This window comes from Kitasatospora sp. NPDC001119 (assembly GCF_053598475.1).
Genome location: NZ_JBSFKI010000063.1, coordinates 13726 through 39175, shown reverse-complemented (window position 1 = coordinate 39175; position 25450 = coordinate 13726). Strand labels below are relative to the sequence as shown.

23 protein-coding genes and 1 tRNA gene are annotated in these 25450 nt (G+C 70.0%); 10 read left to right on the top strand and 14 right to left on the bottom strand.

What is annotated here, in order from left to right:
- Positions 1-67: 67 nt before the first annotated feature.
- Positions 68-211, bottom strand: coding sequence for a hypothetical protein (locus ACWDD9_RS41370; RefSeq protein WP_449814490.1), 144 nt, complete (start codon positions 209-211; stop codon positions 68-70).
- A gap of 339 nt (positions 212-550) precedes the next feature.
- Positions 551-618: transfer RNA gene (locus tag ACWDD9_RS41365), tRNA-Leu, on the bottom strand.
- A 526-nt stretch (positions 619-1144) separates the two neighbouring features.
- Between ACWDD9_RS41365 and ACWDD9_RS41360 the strand changes: the two genes are divergently transcribed.
- Positions 1145-1723: a DUF6011 domain-containing protein gene (locus tag ACWDD9_RS41360; protein WP_449814489.1), complete on the top strand. Its 579-nt coding sequence runs from the start codon at positions 1145-1147 to the stop codon at positions 1721-1723.
- A gap of 74 nt (positions 1724-1797) precedes the next feature.
- Here the strand turns inward: ACWDD9_RS41360 and ACWDD9_RS41355 are convergent, their stop codons facing one another.
- The 3 genes from ACWDD9_RS41355 to ACWDD9_RS41345 form a co-directional block, all read right to left on the bottom strand.
- On the bottom strand, positions 1798-4323 hold the full coding sequence (locus tag ACWDD9_RS41355) for a hypothetical protein (RefSeq protein ID WP_449814488.1): 2526 nt from the start codon (positions 4321-4323) through the stop codon (positions 1798-1800).
- Between the two features lie 447 nt (positions 4324-4770).
- A complete protein-coding gene (locus ACWDD9_RS41350; protein ID WP_449814487.1) occupies positions 4771-4917 on the bottom strand; it encodes a hypothetical protein in 147 nt (48 codons plus the stop codon).
- 21 nt (positions 4918-4938) lie between these two features.
- Positions 4939-6384, bottom strand: coding sequence for an IS1634 family transposase (locus tag ACWDD9_RS41345; protein ID WP_449814486.1), 1446 nt, complete (start codon positions 6382-6384; stop codon positions 4939-4941).
- A gap of 878 nt (positions 6385-7262) precedes the next feature.
- Here ACWDD9_RS41345 and ACWDD9_RS41340 point away from each other — a divergent pair.
- Positions 7263-7481: a DUF397 domain-containing protein gene (locus ACWDD9_RS41340; RefSeq protein WP_449814495.1), complete on the top strand. Its 219-nt coding sequence runs from the start codon at positions 7263-7265 to the stop codon at positions 7479-7481.
- Between the two features lie 99 nt (positions 7482-7580).
- Entirely contained in the window at positions 7581-8537 is a 957-nt protein-coding gene (locus ACWDD9_RS41335; RefSeq protein WP_449814485.1) for a helix-turn-helix domain-containing protein, read from the top strand.
- A gap of 18 nt (positions 8538-8555) precedes the next feature.
- Here the strand turns inward: ACWDD9_RS41335 and ACWDD9_RS41330 are convergent, their stop codons facing one another.
- From ACWDD9_RS41330 to ACWDD9_RS41320, 3 genes are all read right to left on the bottom strand, one after another.
- Positions 8556-9386 carry an SAM-dependent methyltransferase gene (locus ACWDD9_RS41330; RefSeq protein WP_449814484.1) on the bottom strand — a complete coding sequence of 277 codons (831 nt, stop codon included), beginning with the start codon at positions 9384-9386 and terminating at the stop codon, positions 8556-8558.
- Positions 9387-9580: 194 nt separating this feature from the next.
- Complete coding sequence (locus ACWDD9_RS41325; RefSeq protein ID WP_449814483.1) at positions 9581-10042, bottom strand: hypothetical protein; 462 nt, start codon at positions 10040-10042, stop codon at positions 9581-9583.
- An 85-nt stretch (positions 10043-10127) separates the two neighbouring features.
- A complete protein-coding gene (locus ACWDD9_RS41320) occupies positions 10128-10262 on the bottom strand; it encodes a hypothetical protein (RefSeq protein ID WP_449814482.1) in 135 nt (44 codons plus the stop codon).
- 1143 nt (positions 10263-11405) lie between these two features.
- On the opposite strand from ACWDD9_RS41320, the gene ACWDD9_RS41315 reads away from it, so the two are divergent.
- Positions 11406-12308: a DUF5655 domain-containing protein gene (locus ACWDD9_RS41315; RefSeq protein ID WP_449814481.1), complete on the top strand. Its 903-nt coding sequence runs from the start codon at positions 11406-11408 to the stop codon at positions 12306-12308.
- Between the two features lie 265 nt (positions 12309-12573).
- Here the strand turns inward: ACWDD9_RS41315 and ACWDD9_RS41310 are convergent, their stop codons facing one another.
- From ACWDD9_RS41310 to ACWDD9_RS41285, 6 genes are all read right to left on the bottom strand, one after another.
- Positions 12574-14601 (bottom strand): DUF317 domain-containing protein, encoded by a 2028-nt coding sequence (locus ACWDD9_RS41310; RefSeq protein WP_449814480.1) that lies wholly within the window; start codon positions 14599-14601, stop codon positions 12574-12576.
- Between the two features lie 92 nt (positions 14602-14693).
- Positions 14694-15341 (bottom strand): hypothetical protein, encoded by a 648-nt coding sequence (locus ACWDD9_RS41305; protein WP_449814479.1) that lies wholly within the window; start codon positions 15339-15341, stop codon positions 14694-14696.
- A 308-nt stretch (positions 15342-15649) separates the two neighbouring features.
- Positions 15650-16504, bottom strand: a complete 855-nt coding sequence (locus ACWDD9_RS41300) for a DUF317 domain-containing protein (RefSeq protein ID WP_449814478.1) — start codon at positions 16502-16504, stop codon at positions 15650-15652.
- Between the two features lie 8 nt (positions 16505-16512).
- Positions 16513-17412 carry a DUF317 domain-containing protein gene (locus ACWDD9_RS41295; RefSeq protein WP_449814477.1) on the bottom strand — a complete coding sequence of 300 codons (900 nt, stop codon included), beginning with the start codon at positions 17410-17412 and terminating at the stop codon, positions 16513-16515.
- Positions 17402-18163: a DUF317 domain-containing protein gene (locus tag ACWDD9_RS41290; RefSeq protein ID WP_449814476.1), complete on the bottom strand. Its 762-nt coding sequence runs from the start codon at positions 18161-18163 to the stop codon at positions 17402-17404. Before ACWDD9_RS41290 ends, ACWDD9_RS41295 begins: the two co-directional genes overlap by 11 nt.
- 115 nt (positions 18164-18278) lie before the next feature.
- Complete coding sequence (locus ACWDD9_RS41285; protein WP_449814475.1) at positions 18279-19031, bottom strand: DNA-methyltransferase; 753 nt, start codon at positions 19029-19031, stop codon at positions 18279-18281.
- Between the two features lie 437 nt (positions 19032-19468).
- Between ACWDD9_RS41285 and ACWDD9_RS41280 the strand changes: the two genes are divergently transcribed.
- The 6 genes from ACWDD9_RS41280 (at position 19469) to ACWDD9_RS41255 (ending at position 25416) form a co-directional block, all read left to right on the top strand.
- Positions 19469-20614, top strand: a complete 1146-nt coding sequence (locus tag ACWDD9_RS41280; RefSeq protein WP_449814474.1) for a C40 family peptidase — start codon at positions 19469-19471, stop codon at positions 20612-20614.
- A gap of 91 nt (positions 20615-20705) precedes the next feature.
- Entirely contained in the window at positions 20706-21014 is a 309-nt protein-coding gene (locus ACWDD9_RS41275; protein WP_449814494.1) for a DUF6112 family protein, read from the top strand.
- Entirely contained in the window at positions 21015-21710 is a 696-nt protein-coding gene (locus ACWDD9_RS41270; RefSeq protein ID WP_449814473.1) for a hypothetical protein, read from the top strand.
- Between the two features lie 34 nt (positions 21711-21744).
- On the top strand, positions 21745-23337 hold the full coding sequence (locus tag ACWDD9_RS41265; protein WP_449814472.1) for an SCO6881 family protein: 1593 nt from the start codon (positions 21745-21747) through the stop codon (positions 23335-23337).
- Positions 23338-23503: 166 nt separating this feature from the next.
- Positions 23504-24964 (top strand): SCO6880 family protein, encoded by a 1461-nt coding sequence (locus ACWDD9_RS41260; protein ID WP_449814493.1) that lies wholly within the window; start codon positions 23504-23506, stop codon positions 24962-24964.
- A gap of 17 nt (positions 24965-24981) precedes the next feature.
- The gene (locus tag ACWDD9_RS41255; protein WP_449814471.1) at positions 24982-25416 is read left to right on the top strand and encodes a DUF6238 family protein; all 435 of its coding nucleotides are present in this window, start codon (positions 24982-24984) and stop codon (positions 25414-25416) included.
- The last annotated feature ends 34 nt before the right edge of the window (positions 25417-25450 follow it).

Genomic DNA, 25450 nt, shown 5'->3' with positions numbered 1-25450 from the left:
ATCGAACAGGCCCAACCACCCGATTCCAGCAACTCTGCCAACAACCGGATGGCGGGACTCGAACCCGTCACTCATGAAGATCACCAACAGCATCCAGAAGTTGAGCCAGAACCTCGTTCAACATGCCGAAAACAGCCACCCCGTCCAGCAGCGCCTCGAGCTCTGCCGCCGGCATCACGGAGCGACACAGGTCTGTCTCCCTGATCGGCACTGAGGCGGTGCTCCATCCCTGCAGCAGGGCGCTGCGCTTGTCGCACGCCTATCGACGGCCGCAACCTCAAGGCCCTGCTCGCCGAACACCTGAACATCGACGCCCTGATCGGGCTGCCCAAGGTCCCCCCGGGCTGGCAGGCCGGTGACCTCGTGTAGGCGCGAACACGCGGCCGCCGCACCGGGTTGCGGCGGCCCTCGGCCGACGGCCGCGGTCCCCAGCTGGTCCCCAGCAAGATCGCAAAGCGGCGGCGCCACAGCCGCCCACCACCTGTCGGACCATTTACAAAAAGGCCGCTGACCTGGGATCTCTCCCGGCCAACGGCCTTCCGACATACTGTCGGGACGACAGGATTTGAACCTGCGACCCCTTGACCCCCAGTCAAGTTCTGCGCCTAGACTCCCCCGCTAGAGCGGACGGGACGTCAGCTCAACAGACCTCAACTGGCCCACAACGTACGAAAGTTCGTCACCATCGACACCATCGCTCATGCGCGCGACGAGCAGCGCTGCGTGCGACAGATTCGTCCAAGAATGTCCATATCCGCTCATGCGTGCCCACCTCCGCTCATTAGGCGTGGTCCCCAGCTGGTCCCCAATCTCCAAGGCCACGATACATCGCTGCGAGTAAGGACGCCACATTCTCTTGACAAATACCCGGAGACCATCCAGCCCGCTGCTGTGTCGAACATCACATTCGCTGCTTGCCGCCTCTGACGGGTGGCCTGATCGAAGGCTTCGCCAACCTTGAAGCCGCTACTTTCCGCGATCTTCGCTCCTCCCGGACGAGCTGTTCGCCGCCGTCCGCTTGGACGAAGGCGAAGCAGAAATCTGCTTCGCCTAGGCCGCCTCTTATAAATCTCGCCAAGGTCCAAGCCCCTGGCCCGCCCGGGGCTCCCGGATCCCAGGACGTTCCGTGCAGGAATCCCTCAGAATGTCTTTGCCCAACCCTCTGGCCACGAAGGACCGCAGCATGGATGACAACTCCCCACGCCGGTGGTGGACGCCCCGCACCGCCCCCGTCGACGCGATCGGCGGCGGCCGGCAGGAGCAGGAATCCCGCTTCCGGACCACTACCGCCCGCTTCCGCTCACAGGCCGGGAAAGTCGCTACGGCGGCCCGCCCGCACCTCGGGCCGATCGCCACGACCTTCGCCACCGTCGCCATCTCCACTCTGGTCTCCTCCGCCCTCGACCGCGGCCGAGCGAGCGACCGAGGTCTGTTGCCGTCCCCGTTGTGCCAACCGACCAGCGGGGGGCCGTCCTCGACATGCCAGGAGTGCGGGCGCCCCCTCACCAACGAGCTATCCCAGCAGGCCGGGTACGGGCCGACCTGCGCACGCTACAAATTCCTCTGCCCCCCCAGCACGAGGAGGGTCCCCCCACACATACACGCGTGGGGGGACCCTCCTGTTCACTCATGCCGACCAACGGGCTCGACTGCGCCCCGCCATCCGGCGAGACCGCAAATCCGGGCGGCACCCCTCGTTCGGCCCGTAGCTCTGTCTTCGTGACCGCTCGGGCGGCATCAGGAAGTGCTCCATCCGAAGCGGCCCGATCGAGTTGTTGGATTAGCCATGCACCGCGCCTACATCTTCAGGATCAGCGTTTCGGCGTCCGCCAGTTCCGCAGCGCTGCCGTCCGTGGCATCGCGCAGCGCCGTCAGCCTTTCCATCCACTGGATCCGCTGGTCCGCCGGGAGCGGTTCCTCGCCCAGTTGGGTCCGCAGGTCGATCGCTTCTTTGAAGCCGGCCATGAGCTCGCGGGCGGCGGAGGCGGCCCGCTCGTAGCTACCTTCAACCAGTTCGATCCGCGCCGCCATCTCCTGGCGCAGGGCGGCGAGCCGGTCCCGGGGGTCCTGCCGGGCTTGCCCGTTCGCGGTGGTCTCCGTGGTGCCGGCGCTGTTCTCGGAGGCCGTGGTGCCCTCGGCCGTGGTGTTCGCGTCGTTCCCGGAGTTCGTGCTCTGGGCGAGGTCCGGCGGGAACGTGTCGTCGAACCACGCCTTGTCTGCGACGAGGCCGGTGGGCGCGCCGTCGATGTCCGGGATGAGGATCATGCCGGGGACGATCGGGCTTCGCTGGTCCTCGCCTACCTCGCGTTCGCCGTAGCAGATCGGCTTGCCACCGTCGGGGGCCTGCGGCGCCAGGACAGAGTCGGGGTGTCCCAGGACTGAGCGCGCGAAGGTAAGCAGGAGGGTGCGGCTTCGGTTCTCCGTCCCTGCCCCGTAGGCCATGGTGAGTGCTGCGACGGCGTTGGCCGGGGTGCGGCGCACGCCCTTGCGCCCGGCTCCGGCCTCGCTGCCCTGGCCGGGCGTGACGAGGGGCTGGGGGGCGTGGATCAGTGCGGGCACCATGCGCCGGACCAGTGCGGCCCAGGCCGTCGGGTCGCCGGCCTCGGCCCGCAGGAACAGCTCCTTGAGCGCCCTTATGTCCTGGTTGGAGCCCTCCTTCGCGTCCGTCACCGTGAACAGGCCGAGCGCCGAAAGGATGTTGGCCCGGTGCAGGAACAGCTGCGCGACGGCCGCCGACCACAGCCGCGTACGGGTTTCGGCGTTCGGGGCCCGCGTCTGGCTCCACGCCGGTTCCTGCAGGCTCGCCCGGACGATCGGCCAGAACGCCCCGGTGTCGCGCACCCGGCGCTTCCCGTTGTCGGGCCCAGCCGAGGGGATGTCCGGGAAGACCAGCGCGGTGATGGCCCGGACGGCGATGTCCCGCAGAGTGACCAGCGAGACCTTCTCGTCCGCAGGTAGAAGGGCGGCCAGGGGGTCGAGGGGGCCGTTCGCCGTCAGGGCGTTGCGGACTCCGTCCAGGTCGAGGAGGTCCACGCCCTGGGCCTCGGGGAACGTCTCACCGAGCAGCGCGACGAGCTGGCCCTCCTTCGCGTAGGCGTCCACGAGGGTCGCGAACAGGGCGACGAACCGGGCTTCCTCCTCGTAGGGCTGGATCCCGCGGAGGTGGTCGTTGACATTCAGGCCCCGCAGCACGTGCTCCAGCGCGGCCGGCTTACTACAGCCGACGACGATCTCCATCGGCACCGTGGCGATCTTCGCGGCGCGCCGGGCCGTGTGCTCCGGCTCCGTCTCCTCCTTGGCGTCGGCCTCGTTGAGGCGGTGCGAGACCCGGTTGAGGACCTCCCGCTGGTTCAGGAGCAGCACGCTGGGGTCGTGCGTGTCCGACGGCAGTGCCACGAGGGTCCGCGGCATGCCGGTGATGATGTGCTCGGGGCGCAGGCCGAAGACGTCGAGGCGGGCCAGGGCGCGGTTATTGGCGGTCACGGCGACCATCCGCCACAGTTCGGACAGGGTTCCGTCCGCGTTCCTGATGCGCCACTGCTGCAGGACGCTCATGCCGCGCGAGAGCTGGCCGGCGGCGACCAGGGACTCGGCGAGGTCGTATCCGCGGCCTTTGCCGAAGCGCCGCAGTTGGTCGGCGGCGTAGCGCTGAATGTGGACTGCCTGCTCGTAGGTCTGCTCGGCGAGGGTGAGCGCGGCCATCGGCTCGCCGTCCTCCTCCGCCGCCCGCACCACGGGGCGCGGACGGCGGTTGCCGAGCGAGGTGAGCAAGGCGACACGGTGGCCGTCGGCTTCACGCGCCCGCCGGGCCGCCTCCGCCAGCTTGGTCTCCGCGGCGGCGAGGGCGGTCGCATAGTGGGGGTCGTCGCTCGGGGCGCGGCGGCGGATCTCGCGCTCCTTCTCGGCGGCCTTCCTGGCCTTCTCGGCGGCGTCGAGCGCGGTCTCGGCGGCGATCAGATCGGCGACACGCTTCGTAGCCTCAGGGCTGGGCGGGGACCAGGTGCCGACGGTGCGGTCGTTGAGGTCCCACGGAGCCACAGCGGCACCGTGCACGTCGCAGATAAGCAAGAGGACGCGGTCGTTGCCCGACTCCACCACCCGATATGCCGTGGGGTGGAGGATCTTCTTGCCCCGCATGGTGCGGACGAGCTTTTTGATCTCGGTGTCGCCGAGGGCGGTGGCGAGGCCCTCCGTGATCGCGGCGCGGGGCGGAGGCGCCAGGCCCTCCTCCTCGCAGGTGTTCTCGACGGCGTCCGCCAAGTGCTCGGCCCACAACTGTGTGCCGATGTACGAGTAGATGCCGGTAGGTCGCTTGCTGGCCATGAGGTCTGTCCTTCTCCCGGCCGAGCCGGGCGTCAAGGCACGCCTCCGTCCATCGGGGGCGCGTGACACGCGCCCGAGGACTTGACCTCGTGACGGCGGGAAATCCGCTCCAGGAACCGGACGGCATCCTGGGCGACCCGCTACGTACGATCCACCTGCCGACGCCTGCAGAGGGATCACACCGAACAACACCCACAGGCCGAGTGTCTGGGATCTCGCATCTGGTTCCTGCTCCGCCGACGGCGGCACGAGGCAGACGTCGGTGATGAACCACCGACGTGCGGCACCGACTGTGCCAGCGCCCGGGGCGGGTCTGCGCACATCAGCCGGATCATTCACCCGATCGAGTGAAGTCCTCCCCAACCTGCCACCATGGCATGCAGGTTGTCGACTTGGGCATCGACAAAGCGGCGACGCGGCCTAGCTGGTGACTTCGCACATGGGGTTTTAGGTCTCCAGCCAGCGGGGCCGGGTTTCGTCGATGCCGAGGAGTTCAAGCAGGTGTGCTTGGACTCCTCGGTTGATGAGGACGGCGGGTGGGCTGGTGGCGGTGCCGGGCCGGAGCATCAGGCTGGCCAGGTGGTAGAAGATCATGCGGCCGGTGGGGCGGACGGCTCAGTTGTCGGGGTAGAGGCCGCGCATGGTCTGTTCGGGGCCGAGGGCTTGGCGGACTTGGCGTTCGATCAGGCAGAAGACCAGCAGGGCCAGGCAGATCACGGTGATCAGGGCGGCGATGCGCCGGTTGTGCTGGAGGAAGACGGGCGCGACTGCGAGTGGGCCCTTGAAGTCGTGGTAGCGGCGTTCGACCACGGCCTGGCCTTTGTAGCGCAGGAAGACCTCCTGCGCGGTGGCCTGTTCGGGGGTGAGGTTGGTCAGCAGCGCGTACCAGCCGTCGACGGCCGCCTGGGCGGTCAGGACGTCCTGGTCGAAGTGCCATTCCAGGACGGGCCGGCCGGCCTCGTCGGTGGTCACGGTGGTACGTAGGCAGTCCTCGACGCGGCGGGTCTTGGCGATCACGCCGATCCAGGCGGTGATCCTCTCGGCCGTGCCGTAGAACCGTCCGCCGGCGCCGCGCTGGAGCTTGTCCAGGTCCTCGGCCGCGCGGGCCAGGCGTTTGGCGCGGGCGGCCTGCTGGCCGCGGGCGTTGCCGGTGGAGTGGACCAGGATCCTGCGCAGGGTGTGCACCGGGTCGCTCTTGCGGCGCCCTGCGAGGGTGTGGGTGTCCTCCAGGACCCGGTAGACCTCGCGCCCGTCGGAGGGCTTGCCCTCGTCCCGGTCCGGGACGTAGTCCACGACCTGCGCATCGTCGAGGTTCAGGGCGGCGTAGACCCCGTCGGGGACCTTGGCGGCCGGGGCGGGGGCGACGAAGGCGACCTTCGCGTCCAGCAGGGCGGTGACGTTGGGGTGGGACACCAGCTTGGAGTCGGCGACCAGCAGGAAGTCCCTGCGGTCGGCCATCTTGCGCAGGGCGTTCATTGCGCCGACGACCTGGGCCACTTCGCCCGCGCCACCGTCGTAGACGCGGTGGAGGAGCGGGACGCCGCCGTCGCCGGTGACCGCGAGGCCGGCCTGGATCTGCTTCAGGTCGACCCGGCGGTCCTTGGGGTGGCCGTACTTGACCTGCGGGAACTGCTCGTCCTGGTCCTCGTAGGCGCCGAAGAGGGACATCGAGGTCATGTCCCAGTGGATCCGGGACACGTCGATGCCGAACTCCGTGATCGCCTGCGCGCCGACCGTGCCCGCCAGCTCGTCCAGGTGCGGCGCGATCGCGTCCAGGGCGCGGGCGAGCCGGTCGTCGCCCAGCAGGTGCGGCTCGATGCCGAAGACCTCCTCCACGGCCCATTCCCGGGCCCAGTCGCCCACGCGGACCAGCGGTGCCGGGGCGGACAGCCGGTTGGCGACCATCACCTCGATCACCTGGCCGTTCGTGAGGTGTGCGACCTCGCGGATCGGGCACAGCTCGTCGACGATCCCGGCCACGTCCAGCCGGCGCAGAAACTCGGCAGAGGCGGGCAGCGCGCCCAGACGCCTCTCCACCACGGGCGTCAACTCCACCGTCATCCGAGGACGGTGGACCCGTGAACGACGTGAACGAGATATCGGCACGCCAGGCTCAACGACCGGCACCTCATCGAGGTACCGGTCGCATCACCACATCATCCGAACTCGTAATGTGCGAAGGACGGGCCTAGCACTGCAAGGGGCGTTGTGGATCTCGGTCGTCTGCGCGGCCCTGGCCGATGCGGTGGCACAGCCAGGGCCCGGCCGGGCTGATTCCGCCGCCGCATCGAACGCAGTTCGAACTTTCGGGATTGCTGACCAGTGCAGCCGGTCCGTCGAGGCGCGTCACCTTGGCGAGTTGTAGAAGCTCATCACCCACTCTCGTGAACGGGTCGCCAGCATTGGCCGTCCCGCCGACATCTCGCGAGGCCCCACCGCTCACGCAGGGCCTTGGACTACGGCCGGATGCTTCGGCAGGACATGGCAATGGACGCCGTCGTGCTCGGTGATGAAGCCGAGGAAGGCCGAAGCGGTGACGGGAGGTCGTCGGTGAACAGCGCAAGACGAGCCGCCCGAGCAGAACGGAAGCAGTAAATAGGCATGCGCGAATATCCGGATTCAGGCACTCCAGATATGAGCAGATTGTGACCTCTGGTGGACCCGGGAAGAGTCGGCCGGCGTCGAGAAAATTGATCTTTTCATAACAGATCAGAAGTGGGCCCGTCGGCTGTCATTGATCTGCTGGTCATTCTTTTTCGTTCACCCGTGCGGTGCATGCGATGTTCGATTTCCTGGGGCTAGGATTCACCTGGTTCTGCAATTGCAGCTGCAATTGCAGAACCGGGCCTGACCTGCGCCTTGGTGTGGGCTTGGCTCGTGACGGACACATCCCTCGGTGATTGGAAGGCGGGATTCCCGTGAGCGAATTCTGGAGCGGCATGCCGGCGGGCTCCATCGGCGGCGTGACGTGGGTGAAGGCGAAGGCCAGCAACGTGTCTGGGCAGTGTGTCGAGCTCGCCGCGCTGCCCGGTGGCGACGTGGCGGTGCGCAACAGCCGCTTTCCCGATGGGGTCGCCCTCATCTTCACGCCGGGTGAGATCAGGGCTTTCCGCTTTGGCATGGAAGACGGAGAGTTCGACCACGTGATCGATGCCTGAGTCGTCCGTTCGGAGATAACTTCATAAAGGGGTGCATGGAGGCGCGCGGCCTTACCCTGTGGCAGACTCGGTAGCAAAAGTCTGTCAAGGAGGGGTCGCGTGTCTTTGCACGCTGACATGGGTGGCGACAATGTGTTCGCCTTTCCGCGACCGGGTGCCGACCCGGCTCGGAATCCGACCGCCGCAATGATGCTGGCGGGCGTCAAGCTGAAGGAATTGCGGGGCGACCTAACGCTGGCCGCGGCCGCGCGGAAGGTGAGCTGGTCAGCGGCCAAGTTGAGCCGCCTGGAGAACGGGCTGCAGGTTCCCAAACCGATGGACACTGCCAAGCTCCTCAAGACCTACAGTGCCGACCCCAAGGTGGCGCACTCGGTCGAGGAGTTGGTGGAGCACGCGCGGGCCGCCAAGAGCCACTGGCTGTACGCGTTCCGCGACCTGCTCGACGGAGACGTCCACCGGCTGATCGCCCTGGAGACCGCTGCCGCGATACTCCTCACCTACGAGGCCAAGATCATCCCTGGCCTCGCACAGACCCCCGGCTACTACCGGGCCCTGTTCGCGACGTACCAAAAGCCCTGGCAGGCCCAAGGCCTGGAGAGGCGCGTCGAGCTGCGGCGCCGCCGGCAGGAGCTGTTCTTCGAGAACCCCGCCCGCACCGTCTTCTTCCTGGAGGAGGGGAGCCTCTACCGTCAGGTCGGGTCGCCGCAGGTCATGGTTGAACAGACCGACCACCTGATCGACCTGACCTACCGTCCGGGCTTCGGTGTCCGGATCATCACGAAGGACCACCTCGTCGCCAGCTCCCTCTCCTCGACGACCTACCTCGATTTCGGGGCGAGCCCGCTGAGGACGCTGATCTACAACGAGACCCTCACCGGCGGCGAGTACTTCACCCACGGCCCCGACGAGGCGCCGCCGAAGGGAGAGCGCTGCAAACTCTCCGAGATCGAGCAGTACACGGAGGAACTGACGCGGCTGATGCAGATGGGCACCGAGCGCACGGAGAGCCGCGGGCTTCTCCTCCGGGCGCGCCGCCACTTCGAGGACCTCCTCTGAGCGGGCGGGTCACGTTCCCTAGAGCGGCTCGGCGGCCACGGCCGGCACCAGGGCGAGGCCGCCGTACTGCGTCCACTCGGTGGTGCGCTGGCGCGGGAGCACCTCGTTGTCCGGCAGCCACAGGCTGACATCGCCGAGGCCGGGCGGCTGAATGTCCAGGCCCTCGAAGTAGGAACGGACATCCTGCTCGGTGCGAATACGCCCCCAACGGCCGTGCGTCTGCTCGTGCATGAGATCGGTGGCCGCCACCCGGAAGCGCGGGTCGTCACTGACGAACTGGCAGATGACCACGACGCTGCCCGCAGCCAGCCGCCCGACGGTGTCGCGCACGACCGCGGCAGCCTGCTCGTCACCCACACAGTGCAGGACGGAGACGAACAGCGCGGCCACCGGTTCGGATAAGTCGATCAGCTTCAACAACCGCGGATGGGTGAGCAGCTTGTCGGTCCGGACCATGTCGGCGTCGACCACGGCGACGTTGTCGTTCTCGTCGAGCAGCGCCCGCCCATGGGTGATCACGACCGGGTCGTTGTCGACGTAGACGACGCGGCAGTCACCGTCGACGCGCTGCGCGACCTGGTGGACGTTGTCCTGGGTGGGCAGGCCGGATCCGTGGTCGATGAACTGGCGGATGCCGTATTCGCGTGCGATGTGTCGCACCGCCCGCCTGAGGAACGCCCGGCTGTTGACGGCAAGTTCACGCGAACTGGGCGCTACGGCCAGGAGTTGCTCGACTGCCAGGCGGTCGCTGGCGAAGTTGGTGTTCCCGTTCAGGAGGTAGTCGTGCATCCTCGCTGGGCTCGGGATCGTGGCATCGATCTGATTCTGCGCCGGTGTGGAATCGCTCACGGTGCCCCTCCGTGTCGACAACCCCGGTCCGTTCCAGGGCAGATGATCGACTCATGGTAAGGGGGCATGGCAAACCGCACCACGATGTTGCCCGTCCCGTCACACACGCGAGTGATTTGATCACGCAGTAGTGCTCGGGTGGCGAACAGGGTGGCGGAAGATGGCGGGTTCTGACTCGCGTTCCGCGGCCTCGGTCAGCAGGTACTCGTGACGGACTCCCAGGGGTTGGTGTCGTGCAGGGTGCGCCGGGCCATCCGCAGGTCAGCGGCCGCTTCCGACGCTTCCAGGCCCATCAGGTCCGCGGCCTGCGCCACCGACAGGCCCAGGCGGTGGAGCAGTTCCACGTCGGCGTGGGCGGCCGGCAGGCGCCGGTGCAGGCGGTCTGTGGTCGGGTCGGGTGCGTAGACGCACGCCGCGGTCACGTGGTTCCGCAGTGTGCGCCAGGCGTACGCCACGGCGTGGCGCTGGCGAAGGACGCGGTCCCAGTGCTCCGCCGTGCTCCGAAGGGCGCAGCGCACGACGTGGCAACCGAGCTCGGGATCGCCCAGGCGTGCGAGCGCGTACAGGTCGTAGCCGGTCTTCTGCAGGAGGACGAAGGCGGTGAAGCCGCTGCCGTAGGGCTGGTGCGGCGCCGCCAGATCGGGGTCCACTGTCATCGGGTCCTTCACCAACTGCGTGGTTTCCGCTCGGCTGGTAGTCGGGGCGACGCTGCCGCTTTGAAGGCGGCAGCGCCGGCCTGCGTCAGGCCCGGGTGCGGCGTCGGCGGCCGGCGGCCGCGAGCACCTGCTGGATGTAGCGCAGCAGCGCCACCACGAGGCGGGCATGGTCCGCCTCCTGAGGGAGGGCGACAGCGAGAACTACGGGGAGCGGCGTCAACGCGGTGATCCAAAATGCGGTCTCACGAAGGATCGAGTCGCACGTGGCTCGGCTCAGGGTGTTCGCACTGCTACGTTGGGTCCGCCTCTCCGAGCGCAGAGCGCGGGAGAGGCGGGGTCGGATAATAGGCATGGGCATGGCTGTGTTCCTTGCTGCGGTTCTGGCCCCCGGACAGTGCGCTACCACTGTCAAAAGGGGGCGGCGGCTCCCGAGTCGTTGGGGAGTCGCCGCTCACGCTATCCGGTGAACTAGCCTCTTCTGCCGTTCAACTGCCTTACTGCAAATCCATTTTAGGAACTGGCACGGCTATACGCGCAGACGGTCAGAATCGATCGGAATTCGGATGAGAACCGTGCCATGAGACCCTGCGCACGCCCGCGGTACGCGGCCCATGGGCTGGTGCCCTGGCCTCCACCCCCGTACGCAACGGCTAGTGGATTCCATCACGATGCTCGCCGCCTGCGTAGGCAAAGCTCGCCTGGACGTCATCGTGCACAACGCGCCCAGCAGGCCCGCCACGGCCTCGCCACCCGGACTTCCGGCAGCGGCGTCCCTCGGCCCGAGGACGTCAGCCCCTGCATCCGCACCACCTCATCACCCACACACGATTGGGCCACACCGCCGGAGCCCTCCAGTCGCTCGCCGACCACCCCGACGTCCTCGACGCCCTCGAAATCGCCGGCATCATCGCCACCACGGACTACCCCCGAACGAAGTGCCGCCCGCCATCGCCGCGACCACGACACGATCGGGCGGCGTCGATGGTGGCGCCGGCTCGGCACAACTACATCCAGGGCACCCCACCCCCGCCGACACCCACGCCCACAGCCCCACGGCGTGGCTCCCCATGCTGGTCGGCGGCGCGGTCCGCCAACGGCAGCGCCACCTCCAACTCGCCAGCCACAAGCACTGGGTGAACGCGGTGGCGGTGCTCACCGCACCGGACGCCCCCGCCTCGCCACCGGCAGCAACGACCGGACGGTACGGGTCTGGAACCCGCCGCGACGCCCACCCTGCCCTTCCCTATTCCCTGTCGGCAGGCATTGAGAGATGTGCAATATGCACTATTTATTTGAGATTTGAGCAGATAGGTTGCTTTTGCCCTGCTGGATTGGTCCTGTAGGGCTGGGCCAAGGGGGGACCATGACGTTGAGGATCTTTCGCACCGATGGCGACCGCGCGGAGGAGATCGCAGGGTCCACCGTCGCCTTGGAGCGGCACCTGCAGTCGTTCATCGAGCGGAACATGGCGGCCATGCTGGGCGTGCGCTTCCTGGACACGGAGGTGTCGACCGGTCCGGTGCACGGTGGGCGGATCGACTCGCTCGGTCTGGACGAGGACGGCTCCCCAGTGGTGATCGAGTACAAGCGGTCCCGGGACGAGAACGTGATCAGCCAGGGGCTGTTCTACCTGTCCTGGTTGCGCGACCATCGGCACAGCTTCGAGTCCCTGGTGACGCAGAAGCTCGGCCCGGGAATCGCCGAGTCGGTCGACTGGACGAGCCCTCGGATCATCTGCGTGGCTGCGGAGTTCAGCCGGTACGACCAGCACGCCGTCCGCGAGATCGATCGCCGCATCGATCTTGTCCGGTACCGGTGCTTCGGTGACGGCCTGTTGTCGCTCGACCTGGTGGTCTCGACCGCCGGTTCCGGTGCTCGGGCTGCGCGTACGGGCGCAGCCGTCGTACCGGCGGCGCGCTCGACGGTGTCCCAGCGGTTGGCCGGCGCGGTGGCGGCGGTGCGGGCGCTGTATGCCGACTTGGACGGGCGGCTGCTGGATCTCGGGGACGTGCACAGCGTCGAGCTGCAGCACTACGTCGCCTACCGTCGGGGTGGGAACTTCGTGACGGTGAAGGTGCTCTCCAACGGGCTGCGGCTGTTCCTCCGTCTGGCTCCGGCGTCCGTGGAGCTGGAGCCCGGGTTCACGCGCGACGTCTCGGGCATCGGCCACCACGGAACCGGCGACCTGGAGGTGCGGATCGGATCCCTGGACGACCTCGACCGAGCGATGCCGCTGCTTCGTGCCTCCTACGAGGCGGTTGCGTAAGCGCACCCGACAAGCCCGGGTTCTCCTGTCTCGGCGGGGGAACCCGGGCTGTTGCGTTCCCTGCCGACGGAGCGGCACGGGCCCACGGGGCGGTGGGCAGACCGGTCCTCAGCCGGTACGACGAGCAGACGGCGCTTCGCCTGGCAGGCAGGCGGGTGGGCGGCGTTGGCCGGGGCGGATCGGGCGGTCGTTTCGTACCCGTGCCGGTCGTGGAAGTGGACGTCGGGTGGGGTGTCTCCCTGGGTCGGTCCATGCGGCCGCGTAGTCAACGCGTGTGCTGTTGCGCCTTGTTGTCTCCGGCGGTCGCGGTGTTCGGGCGCGGCTTCGACTCTCCGTGCACGGTCGTGACGGATCGGGCCCGGGCGGCGGCCATCCGCGCCGGCGACGTGGATCGGTGCCGGGTCTCGAGCGGGCGGACGTCGAGGTAGACGAGGTGCTCGGAGGCAAGGTCTCGTCCGAGGCGAGCCACGGGCGTGGGGTCGGTCAGGGCCTTGGTGACGCCGGCCAGCAGTTCCATGGGCACGTCCGCCGGCATCTTCAGGTACCAGCCTTCCTTCCGGCCTGGGCCCAGGGCGCCGCCGCTGATCACCCAGTCGGATTCCTGGTGGTCCGGCTTCATCCAGCGGGAGATGCTGGCCATCTCGCCGTCCGGCGCTGTCCAGCAGAGCAGGCGGCGGCGGCTGACGCTGTTGTCCCACCCGGAGGCGATCACGTGGTCGAGGGCCTCCACGTTGGGGAAGGTCGGGCACAGCAGGTTGTCCGGCCTGGAAGCGAGGGTGGCGGCAAGGGCTTCATGCAGGGCGGCGACCACCTCCGGTGGCGTGCGGTTGTCCGCCGAGGACCACCACCGTTCTTCACCAAGTCCAGCCTGGCATTGGGCAGTTGTCCAGACGGTCCCGGTGCTGTCGGTCCTGGCTCTCGCGCTCACCTGCGCGCACGGGCTGGTGTACACCGTTGCGCCATCGGGTTCCTGAGTCACCGTCCAGCCTCGGTCGCGAAGCGGTGCTGCGGCGAGGTCGCGGCTGTGGTGGCCGGGTCCTGCGAGGTAGAGCGGGCCGACGAGGGCCAGGGGCTCGGGTCCGCTCGGCCGCTCGAAGAGCAGTGCGGCGCGTTCAGCCGCATCGTTGATCAGCTTCTCCGTGCGGCGGTTCGCTTCCTCCCGCTGCTGCTTTGGCAGGGTTCCCCACGTTCGGGGTTCGGCGTGATCCGCGGTACTGGGGATGATCTGGTCCCGCATGGCGTCGCTGAGCGTCGAGGAGTCCCAGCACATCCGGCGCTCGCTCACCCACGCTGCGGCTACTCGGAGGTCGTCGTTGGTGAACCACAGGTCCCGGAGCGGGGTTTCGACCTGCGGCGTCGGGAGCCTGCTGGTCCGACGGGGGGCCGAGCCGGTCTCGGGCTCGCGGCCGAACAGGACGGGTGCACGACGGGCGGCATCGACGGCCATGTCGGTGACCAGGGTGTACGCGAGGTGCTTCTGGTCGTCGGGCAGGTCGTTCCATGTCCGGCCCACATTCGCCCAGGTGCTGGGAATGACCTGGTCGCCGATCATGTCGGCGTCCTGGAAGTCCTCGATGGACTCCATCGCCTCCGCCGACAGGTCGATGGCAACGGCGAGCAGGTCCTCGTCGGTGTACGGCGGGCCCTCGGGCTGGGCCGGGCGTTGGTCGGTCGCCGTGTTCTCGGGACTGTCGTTCGTGGCCTGTTCGCCGAGGTGCTCCAGCAGTTCCTCGTGCAGCCAGTCGCGGTTGCGCTTGAGCGGCGTGGGGTCGGTGAGCGCGCGGGCGAGCGCGTCGACCACGACGGTGGGCGTGCCGGTCGTCGCCATGGCCTGCCAGAACGGCGGGTATCCGCCGTTGCCGCGGGGGCCGATCTCGACGTACAGGTGGGGTCGGGCCATCAGGTCGAGCGCGTCGCCGGGCGGGTCGATGCGGATCTGGGCTCGGGCGAGCCGGTCGGGGGCCTCCAGGTCGAGGAGGCCCTCGTGGTAGGTGCTGCGCCATCCGGCGTCCTGGAGCGTACGGATCATGGTCCGGCGGTCCGTGGGGGCCTTGAGGGCGGGGTGGCTCTCGCCGGTCCAGTCGATGCCGGGGCCGGTGCGGGCGAGTTCCTCGGCGACGGCCGTGACGAACTCGGACGGGGCCTGCTTGGAGAAGGCGAGCTGCCACTGGGGCGAGGCGAGTGGTTCCCGCGAGGCGGCGATGTGCCACCAGGCGCCTGGGTCGAGCTGCCCGTCGGCGAGCCGGAAGCGGTGGTCCGGGCTCCAGGCGAACGACTGGCTCAGCGCCGGCACGTTGCTGTGAACCCAGCCCCACTGCTCGACGAGCCGCTCGAAGGGCGCGTTGCTGAACTCGCGGCCGGCCAGGTAGGCGGGGGCGACGTCGATCAGCGTGTCCGGGTCTTCGGCGATGTCGATCCTCCATGGGCACGGGAGCCGCCGGGCGGGGCGGACTCGGCGCGGGTCGGGTTGTTGGTGGTGGGGAGAGCCCAGGTGGTGGAGGTTGCCGCGTGGCGCCTCGGGTGCGGGGCGCGGTCGTCCTCGTGCAGGGCTGCGAGGGCCTTGACGCGCACCGCAGCGTTGATCAGTTGCCTGTGCATGTCGTCGAGGGCACGGGCGTGCTCGGCGAGGCTGTCGGACAGGTCGTCACCGGGTATGTGACCGAGCCTGGCGGCCCAGCCGCCGAGGGCGCCGGTGAAGGAGGCGAGGCGGGCCAGGGCGCCGTCGTCACCGAAGACGGCGTCGGCGTGCCGAGCCACGGCCTCATGGTCCTGGCCGGGCTCGGCGAGGCGGCCGGTCAGTTCGGCGAGTTCGCGGCCGGGGTCGGGCGAGCGGGTCGTGACGAAGGCGGCGGTGGGTGGTGCCGGGGTGCCGAACCTGGCGTCGAGGTCGATGGCGAACCCGAATTCGTGCAGGGCGTTCGCCGCGTCGACGACGGCGGCGCTCTGCCGTTCCTCGTCGAAGTAGGCGGGAAGCCGCAGTTCCATGCTGTCGCCGTCGGTCTCCGGTTCGGTGAACGCGTGCTTCTGCAGCACCGTCAGCGCATAGCTGGAGCCGGGGCCGGTGACGACGGCGCGCCCCTGCGGCGAGCGGGTGAACGTGTAGGTGGGGATCGAGTAGGCGATGGTGGCGTCCTTGCGGGTCCTCCGGCAGTCGGCAGGTCTGCCGGGTACGGTGGTTGGGCGGCTCCAGCCCCGGTTGTCGACGAGGCGGCCGGCGCGGTTGGTGGACTCAGCGGCGGTGGTGCCCTACGGGGGGCGACCTCGTTGGCGTCGGCAGGCGTCAGGGTTCGGTGGAGTCCGCGGTGTCGCCGGCCAGGCCGGCGGTCAGCCGCCGCGGTGGTTCAGCGGCGGCGGGCAGCGGATGTGGTGGAGGTCCACACGACGGCCGGCGGCGTGGGCAGTGGGGTGCCCTGGGGCGGGGCGCTGGTCGAGCGGAGCCGGGCGGCTGCGCGCTGGATGTCCAGTGGGCTGGGCGCGGACGGGGTGAGCGGTGTGATGGTGGCCGTCTGCTTGGCGTAGTGGTCGAGCGCGTCCCGGTAGCGCAGGACGGGTGCGGGGTCGAGGACTGCCGTGGAAGCGGCATGGAGGATGCGGGCGGGCGTTGCGCCGCTGAACCTCCCGTACCAGCCTGCGGACTTGACGGTTCCGATGGTGAACCTGCCGTCCTGGCCGGCTTGTTCGGCGTCGTCGGTGGGCCGGAGTCCGGCTCGCCGGTAGGTGATGCTCGCCAGGTGGTCCGGGGACCTCAGGGTGAGGTGATCGCGGTCAACGCCCTGGGGGGTCCATCCGGCTGCGGTGTAGGGGGCGATCCACTCCAGGGGGCCGGCGGTGCGCTCGTCGAGCCAGGTGTCGTCGTCCGCGATGTACATGGCGGCGAGTTCGGTGGTGACGGCCTTGACGATCTCGATCGGGGTGCCGTCGGAGAAGTTCGCGACCCAGCGGGGCGGCGAGAAGGGGGCGGGGGCGACGGCGATCTTCCACAGGGTGTTCCAGTCCTGTTCGGGGATGAACCCGGTGCGGATGCGCCCGTCCGTGGTGGCGGCGTAGAAGTTGCCGAGGTCGTCGTGGTGCCGTTCGGTGTTCGGCAGGTCGAGGATGGGCTGGAGCGCGGGGTCGCCGATGGGCAGGCTTCCGGCCAGGTAGACCGGGTGGACGTGGACGTCGCCGTCGCCGTCCGTCCGGTGTCGGGGGTGCACGGTGGTGCTCAGGTCTTCCTTCCTGCCGGTCGGGTGGCACCGGCCTGCGCTGCTGCGGCGGCTGCGGCGTTCCACCGTTCGACGGGGATGTCGGCCAGGGTGGTGCGCCCGGTGGCGGTGGCGGCCGCGGATCGCGGTGAGCCCTTGTGGGGTCGGATGTCCACCACGCCGAGGTGGGCGGTGGGGACTTCCGCGAGGCGCCGCAGGCTGGGCTGCGGGTCGGTGAGGTGCTCCAGGGCCGCGGTGATCAGGCGGGTGGGCGTGTTCTTGGAGAAGTGCGCCTGCCACGCCGTGCGCGTGGTGTCGTCACTGGTCCTGCGGGCCCAGAGGGTGACCCCGGCCGGATGGTCACGGCTCCAGGACGCGTCGTGGAACACTCCTCCGTCCCAGCGGATCAGCCCGGCGGTGGCATCGAGCGACCGGAACGCCATTTCCGAGGGGGTGCTGACGTCCAGCCAGTCGGACTCGCACATCTGGGCCAGCAGGGTATCGCGGGTGTTGCTCCTGCCCCAGAGCGCTTCTTCCTTTACGGCGGGGCTGCTGTAGGAGAGGGCGTGGGAGAAGGTGCTGGCGACAGCGAGGGCGATCTCGTGCGGGGCGTCCAGATCGAAGGTGGCGTGCCAGGCGCGCTCGCCCACTGGGGATTCGTATCCGGCGAGCGTCCAGCTGGAGTAGCGGTCGCCGGGCTCGTGGTCGAGCCGGATCCGGCCGGTGAGGCAGTCGCTCACGGCGACGCTGGTGTCTCCGCCGTCGCAGGAGTACCGGGACCAGCCCTGGTGCTCGGCGAGGAAGGCCTCGAACGCCTCGGTGGCGGTGTCCGGGTGGCCGGGCCCCGCGAGGTAGCCGGGGCTCACCACGACGTGCCGCTCGCCCTGGGCGGTGCTGGGGTCGAGTTGGTCATCGGCCACAGGCGGGCTCCGCTCGACGTCGGGCCACCGGATGGGTGCGCAGGGCTGCGCGGTGGAGCATCGGGATACGGGAGGCCCGGCGGGTGTAGCGGCCGGGATCGGTGACGGTACGCAGGACGGTCATGATGACGCTGGTCGGCACGTTGCGGCTGAACTCGGCCGTCCACCAGGTGGCTTCGTGGCTGCGGGCACCGGCGGTGAGGGTGTAGGCGAGGTCGCGGGCGTCGCCGTGGCCCTCGGCGGCGGCGCGATGGATCCGCAGGGCGGCGGTGCCGTCGGGCGCGTCGAGGGTGGGGCTGCAGCACCGGGTGCCGGCGCTCCAGCCGGCACAAGCTGCCTCCATGTGGAGAGCGTCGAAGGTGTCGGCGTGGGAGGTGTGGCTCCATAGGTGCTGCTCGCGTTCGGCGCGGGTGGGCTGGCCCGTGCCGTGAGCGAGGCGGCGGGCCGCGGCCATGACCACTTCGGCCGGTGTGGCCGCGTCGAACGTGGCGTGCCAGGCGAGGCCGCTCGACCGGCCGCGGCCGGAGGCGACGGTCCATCGGGGGTAGGAGCTGTCCTTGGTCGGGTCGAGGATCACGATCCCGGTCCCGCTCTCGTGGAAGGCGACCAGGTTGTTGGCCTCCACGGTCAGCAGCCAGTCGTCTCGTCCCGTGGTGAAGGCGAAGAGCGTGTCGAGGCCCTCGCCGGGGCCGGCGAGGTAGCCCGGGAAGACCGCCATCGGCATGTCGTGGGACGGGTTGGTGTGCGTCATCGGGTGGTGGCTCCATCGGGTGGTGGGGCGGCCCCGGGGTGGCCCGGGGCCGCTGGGCCGGGTTCTGCCGAATCGGCCCGGGGTAGAGGTCGAGGCCGTCAGGTTCCTCGGGTCGTTACGCCGGGTCCTGGTCGGCGCTGTCGGCGGTGCGCTTGGCCTCGGCGAGGCGTTCCTCGGCGATGTCGGCGTAGTGCTCGGTCAGTTCGATGCCGAGGAAGGAGCGCCCTTCGAGAATCGCGGCGACGCCGGTCGATCCGGATCCTGCGGTGAAGTCGAGGACCGTGCCGCCCGGCGGGCAGATCTTGACCAGGTCGCGCATCATGCCGACGGGCTTCTGCGTGATGTGCCGGCGCTTGCTGCCCGAGGGCTGGCTGCCTTCCAGCAGGCCCTTGAGGTAGACGGGGTTGCGGTCGCCGTCCATGGCGCCCTTGGAGCCCCAGACCACGAACTCCGTGTTCTGCGTGAAGCGGCCCTTCTGCGGGCGGGCGGCCGGCTTGTACCAGGGCACGATGCCGCGCCAGGTCCAGCCGCCGGCCTGCAGTGCGTCCGTGGTGACGGGCAGTTGCCTCCAGTCGGTGAAGACCGCCGCGGTGCCGCCGTCAGTGGTCAGCCGGTAGGCCTCGGCGAGCAGCTGCGAGAGCCAGAACCCGTACGACCGCTGGTCCTTGTTCTCGCCGGGGAAGTCGCGGAGCTGGTTCTTCGAGCCGGCGGTGGTGTACTTCGCCTTCGCGCTGCGTCCGACGCGTTCCTGGGTCGTGCGCCCGCCGCTGTTGTACGGCGGGTCGCAGATCACGCAGTCGGCCGCTCCGGTCGGCAGGCCGCTCAGGAGGGTCAGGGCATCGCCCCGGAGAAGGGTGTAGTCGGTCAAATGTCCTCTTGGTTATCAGGGGGGTGTGCGGACAGCCGCCGAGTCGATTCCGGCTGCGGTTGGCGCAAAGAAAGAGCCCGAAGCGCAGGCGGCCACCGGGTCTCCTTCGAAGATAGAAGCCGCGATGGCTTTTTTGCAAGGAGTTCGGAAATTCCCGCGAATTTTTCCGATCTCCTTGCACGATAGCCATTCCGGCTCCTACCTTCGAAGACGTCGCCAAGCGCCGCGACCAGGCTGGATAGGTGCACGAACCCTCTCCGGATTCCTCGACCGGCCGCGACTTCCCCTCTTTCTCAAGTGCACCGGAGCGCATTTCCGCGCCCTGGTCGCATACCCCCACGATCGGAGATTCCCCCCTTGCCGGGACTTCACCTCTTCATGTCTTCCGACGGCCCGCCGGGCCTGATCCAGAATGGCGCGCAGCAGCGGCTGGCGGTGTGAAGAAGGCCGTCGCCGGGCTCGGCGCCGCCGTTCTCCTGACGCCGTTCGTCCTGATCCTGCCGGTGGCCATGGCCTCCCAGAAGGACGGCAAGTGGGACAGCGGCAGCGATGGCTCCGGCGGGACGTGCAGCGGACCCGGTGGTCCACAGGCTGTGGACACCGCTGCGATCCAGGCCGCGGTCAAGCTGATCCTGTCCGGCGCCGCCGGACCGACGGCCCCCGTCGCCGGGCTGGAGTTGCCGACCGTGCAGATCCCGATGGCGCAGACGATCGTCGCCACCGGCATCGCCCTCCAGGTGCCGCCGCGTGGCCAGGTGGTCGCGCTCGCTACCGCGATGCAGGAGTCCCGCCTGCGGAACCTGTCCAGCGGCGACCGCGACTCGCTGGGGCTGTTCCAGCAGCGGCCGTCGATGGGCTGGGGCACCCCGGCCCAGCTGCAGGATCCGGTCTACGCGTCCACCGCGTTCTACAAGGAGTTGCTCAAGGTCTCCGGGTGGCAGGACCTTCCGGTCACCGTCGCCGCGCAGAAGGTGCAGAAGAGCGGCTACCCCGACGCGTACGCGCAGTGGGAGCCCCTGGCCGGCGCCTTGCAGCAGGCGATCGGCGCGGCCCTCAAGGCCCCGACGGTCGGAACTCCCCCGACGACCGGCGCCTCGCCCGGCTCGTGCACGCCCCCGGGCGCCAACACCGACTGGGGCATCATCCCGCCGGGCGTGCTCCCCGAGGGCTACACCATCCCCAACGACGCCTCCCCCGCGGTGCAGTCGGCGATCCGCTGGGCCCTCGGCCAGCTCAACACCCCCTACCAGTGGGGCGGTTCCTGCACGAACTCGCACGGGCCCGACCCGATGGGCAGATGCGACTGCAGCTCCCTGATGCAGCAGGCGTACAAGACCGCCTGGATCACGCTGGACCGCACCACCTACGACCAGGTGAAACAGGGCACCGCCGTCGCGGTGGACCAAGTGCGCGCCGGCGACCTGCTGTTCACCGAGCGGGGCTCCCAGGGGCCCGAGCACGTGGGCATGTACATCGGCAACGGGCTCGTCGTGCACGCCCCGCACACCGGGGACGTCGTTCGCATCGCGAGCTTCAACTCCTGGAAGTCCGGCGTGATCGCGGTCCGCCGAGTCGCTCCCTGAGCGCTTCCTCTCCCCTCTTCTCCGTGCCGGCGCGGCGCCGTTGTGCGCCCCGGCATGCCCTCCCCCCTTTCTGGAGAAACGTTTGTCCTTGATCCTTGCCGCCCAGGCGGTCACCGACCTCGCCTTCGACCCCGGCGTCACCCCCGCCGAGGGCGGCCTTCCCGGCCTGAGCGTCCTCAAGCAGGTCGTCTCCTCCATCAACCTGTTCGCGGTCGTCGCGACCGTCGGCGCGCTCTGCGTGGCCGGTGTGGTCTGGGCGTGGGGCCATCACTCGGGAGCGCACGGCGCCGAACAGAAGGGCAAGCAGGGCGCCATGGTGGCCGCGGGCGTCGCCCTGCTCCTCGGCGCGGCCAACGGCCTGGTCGCCTTCTTCTCCGCCCTGGGGACGCAGGTCAAGTAAGTGCCCAAGCCCAAGTCCCCTCTCCACGGCGGTGATTCGACGCTTCGTCGCAGGCTGCTGATCGGGCTGGGCGTGCTGCTGGTCGCCGGTCTGCTGACCGGGCTCCTCGCCCGGCTGGCGGGCGGCGGCCACGCCACTCGCACGGACCCGCAGCCCGCCTCCCCGTCGCGCCCCAGCTCCTCGGCCGGCATCCCGGCCGGCCCCCGCGTCAGCGCTCCGCCCGCCGAGGCGGGTGCAGCCGTCGCCCGCCCCCCGCGCACGAGCAGTCCGACCGAGTTCGGCGAGGCGTTCGCCCAGGCCCTGTGGACGTACGACTCCCGCAAGGTCGCCCAGCCCGACTTCGTGTCCGGCCTGCGCCTGTGGCTCACCCCGGAGAGCCAGTACGCCGACGGCGACTCCGTCGCCGGCCAGGTCCCCGACCCGGTGCTGTGGTCGCGGCTGCGCGACAACGGCCAGACCTCCACCGCCGGCCAGGTCTCCGCCCACGTGCCGGACTCCTACACCAAGGCGATCCAGCAGAACCCGGCCGCCATCACCCAGGCCTACATCTACGCCGTCACCGTCACCGCGAAGGTGACCGTCGCCTGGGACGGCGGCGGCCAGGGCGCCGAGGACCGCGCCATCACCCTCGCCGTCCAGTGCCGCCCCGGCGGCGACTGCGCGCTCGCCGCCGTCGCCCCCACCGTCTACCCCTAACCCCCTTTCCCGTCTCTTACTTGAGGAGAAGACCATGGGTTTTTGTGATCTTCCGGGCTCGGGGCTGCTCTGCGACTTCGTCGTCGGCGGCGTGTCCGACAGCATCACGGACTCGATCGGCAAATGGATCGCCAAGTCGTGCGGCGACCTGGCGAAGTCGGCCGTCGACCTGGCCAGCCGCGCCGTCGACAAGACCACCAACGTCGACCTCGGCGCCGGCTGGTTCCGTGACAACTACGCCCTGATCCTGCCCATCGCCCTGGTGATGCTGGTGATGACCTTCATGTTCCAGCTGGTCCGGTCGGCGTGGCGCCGGGACGGACAAGCACTCGGACAAGCCGTCACCGCCACCATCAGCAGCACCCTCTTCGCCGTCACCGCGATCACCTTCACCGGCGTCGCCCTGACCACGGTCGACGCGCTGAGCCGCGGTTTGTTCACCATCGCCAACTCCAGCATGGACGACGCAGTGCGCCGCATCGTCCGGGTGTCGATGATCTCGGTCGTCTCCCCGCTGGGCTGGGCCGTCCCCGCCCTGGTCGCGCTCGGCTGCGCCGTCGGCGCGATCCTCTACTGGGGCATGATGATCTTCCGTAAGGTCAGCATCCTGGTCCTGGTGATCCTGGCGCCGTTCGCCGCCGCCGGAGGCCCGTGGGAGCCGACGCGTGACTGGCGCCGGCGATGGGTCGAGGCCACCGCCACCGTGGTCTTCTCCAAGCTCGTGATGACGATCATCATGCTGGTGGGCGTCTCCGCCATCGGCAACTCCGATACGAAGGACGGTATTCAGGCGCTGAGCGACATCATCGCCGGCCTCGTCGTGATGGCGCTTGTCTTGCTGTGCCCGTTCATGATCTACAAGTTCGTCCACTGGGCGGGCGACGGCCAGTCCGCCGGGCTCCACCAGTCCGCGGCAGCAGGCCTGCAGACCGCCGGCGCGACCGCCAAGAAGGGCGGCCGGATGGCGATGACCGCGGCTTCCGGCGGAGCAGCGGGCGGTGCGGCGATGGCCGGCGGCAGCCCCGCAGGCCCCTCGCAGGTCCCCGGCATGCAGTCCGTCGGCGCCGGCCAGGGTGGCGCAGGTGGTGGTGGCGGTCCCGAGGGTCCGAGCACCGACACGCTGGCCAAGGCGACGCCCACGTCCTTCCAGTACGGCCAGCAGCGTTCCGGCGGCGGCGACGGAGGTGTGCCGCTGGTCAAGCGGCCCGCCACCGACCGCAGCGACGGCGACCAGGGCCGGGCGCTGGTCACCCGTCCGACCGGCTCCGGCACGTCCTCGGGCTCGGGCGTTGCCGCTGGCTCGGGCTCGGGCTCGGGCGGTTCCTCCGGCCCTGCCGCGTCCGTCGGGTCGAGCCCCGCGGCGGCTGCCCACGCCGCGGCGGGCTCCCCCGCCGTGTCGACTCCGGGCTCCGCGCCGGCGCCGGCCGGAGCACCCGCGAGCCCGGGATCCGTACCCGCTCCGGCCCGTGCCCCCTCGGCGCCGTCGCCGGTGGCCTCGCCCGCACCGGCAGGCGGCGCAGGTGTCCCGGCCTTCGATCCGGTGATCACCCCACCGCCCGGCCCCGCGAGGGCGAGCACCGGCTCCCCTCAGCGGTTCACCTTCCCCTCGGGCCCGCCCTCCGCCTGACAGGCCCCCAGCAGAAACGATCCCCCTCCCTCTCTCCCTGCCGCCCCCGCGAGGAGGGAGCGGGATCGCCCCGCCCCACGTGTAGAACGTTCCTGTTCCCTCCTGCCGCCCAAGCCCGGAGGGAACGGGGTCGCCCTCCTCCCCCGCACCAGAGAGCACCTCCTTCCTGAGCACGCCCAGCGAGACCCCCGCCACCGTCAAGTTCCCTGCCCGCAGCCGCCGGGGCATCCTCCTCGGCCTGACCCTCCCGCAGCTGGTCCTCACCGCGATCGGCGCAGCCGTCCTGCTCACTGTCCTGATGACGCTCGGCATCATCGGCGCCGTCGCCCTCACCCCGCTGTGGGTGCTGATGGCCGTCGCCGTCGTCTTCCGAATACGCGGGCGCTCGCTCGCCGAGTGGGCGCCGATCGCGGCCCGCTACTGGCTGCGCCGCACCCGCGGCCAGTTGGTCTGGCTGGCCCGCCCCTCGGCCCGCCCCCGCGTCGAGGGCCTGCTCCACCTGCCGGGCACCGCCGCCTCGCTGCGCGCCGTCACCTCCCCTGACGGACGCCTCGGCGCCGTCCACGACCAGCAGCAGGCCACCCTCACAGCCGTCACCCGCGTCTCCTCCCGGGCGTTCGCCCTCCTCGACCCGTCCACCCAGGCCGGCAACGTCGCCGGCTGGGGCCGGGCGCTGGCCGCGCTGTCGCGCTCGGGCCAGATCGCCCGGATCCAGGTGATGGAGCGCACGGTCCCGGACTCGGGCGACGCCCTCCAGCGGTACTGGCTGGAGCACGGTCGGCCCTCGACGCCGGTCGCCGGTCCGATCTACGAGGACCTGCTCGCCGCCGCCGGGCCGGCCGCCGCCCCCCACGAGGCGTACGTCGCCATCGCCCTGGATCTGCGCGCGGCCCGCCGCCTGATCAACCAGGCCGGTGGCGGGCTCGGCGGCGCGTTCGCCGTCCTGGCCCAGCTCACCTCCAGCCTCGACGCGTCGGTGCGAGGTGCCGGGCTGACGCCGGGCGGCTGGCTGACCGCCGGCGAGATCGCCGCCACCGTCCGCACCGCCTACGACCCCGCCGTCCTCGGCGCCCTGGAGCGCTGGTCCGACTCCGGCCGCCCCGAGGCCGACGTCGCCGCCGCCGGCCCGGTCGTCCTGGTCGAGGAACCGGACAAGGTCCGTACCGACTCCGCGCACCACGCCGTCTTCTGGATCGAGCAGTGGCCCCGTACCGAGACCAGCGCGGGCTTCCTCCACCAGCTCCTCTACTCCTCCGGCGTCCGGCGCACCCTCTCGCTCCTCTACACCCCCCAGGGCCTGGACGCCGCGCTCAAGGACGTGCAACGCCGGAAGGCGACGATCATCGCCGACGCGGCCGAGCGCGTGCGCCGAGGACAGGTCGACTCCGAGGCCGACACCGTCGAGTACCAGGACGTCAAGCAGCGCGAGCTGCAGCTGATCGCCGGCCACGCCGATGTCGCGATGACCGGTCTGCTCGTGGTCTCCGCGGACGACGCCGACCAGCTCAGCGCCGCGTGCGCCCAGGTCGAGACCGCCGCCGTCGCCGCCCTGATCGACCTTCGGCGCCTCACCCTTCAGCAGGCCGAGGCCTTCACCGCCGCCGCCCTCCCGCTGGCCCGACTCTGACCACCGAAGGGCTCCCCATGCACCGCGACGAGCCGAACCTCCTCCGGTTCGCCACCACCTCCCTCGCCTGCCACCGCGACACCGCCCGGGTCGACGACCGGCCGCTGACCCGCGAAGAACTCGACGCCCTCCACGAGCACGTCGTCGCACTCCACGAGCTGGTCGACCAGGCCACGGCCCGCACCCGCGCCCAGGCCCCCGCCGAAGGGGATCACCTCCACAACGCCCGCATCCGGCTGTGGCAGGGCATCGAGCACCTGCACGCCGCCTACCACGCGGCACCCCGCGCCGACGGACGGATGCCCACCCGCGAAGCCTGCGCACTCCGCCGTCCCGAGGGCGCACCGGAGCTGACCATCTGCCAGCGCCACCTCAAGGCATCGACGCGGGTGCGGCAGTTCACCACGCCCACCGATCTGCACACCCCCACCACCGGCATGATCCGCCGCTGACCGGCCGGGCCAGAAGAAACGTTCCCCCCTTGCG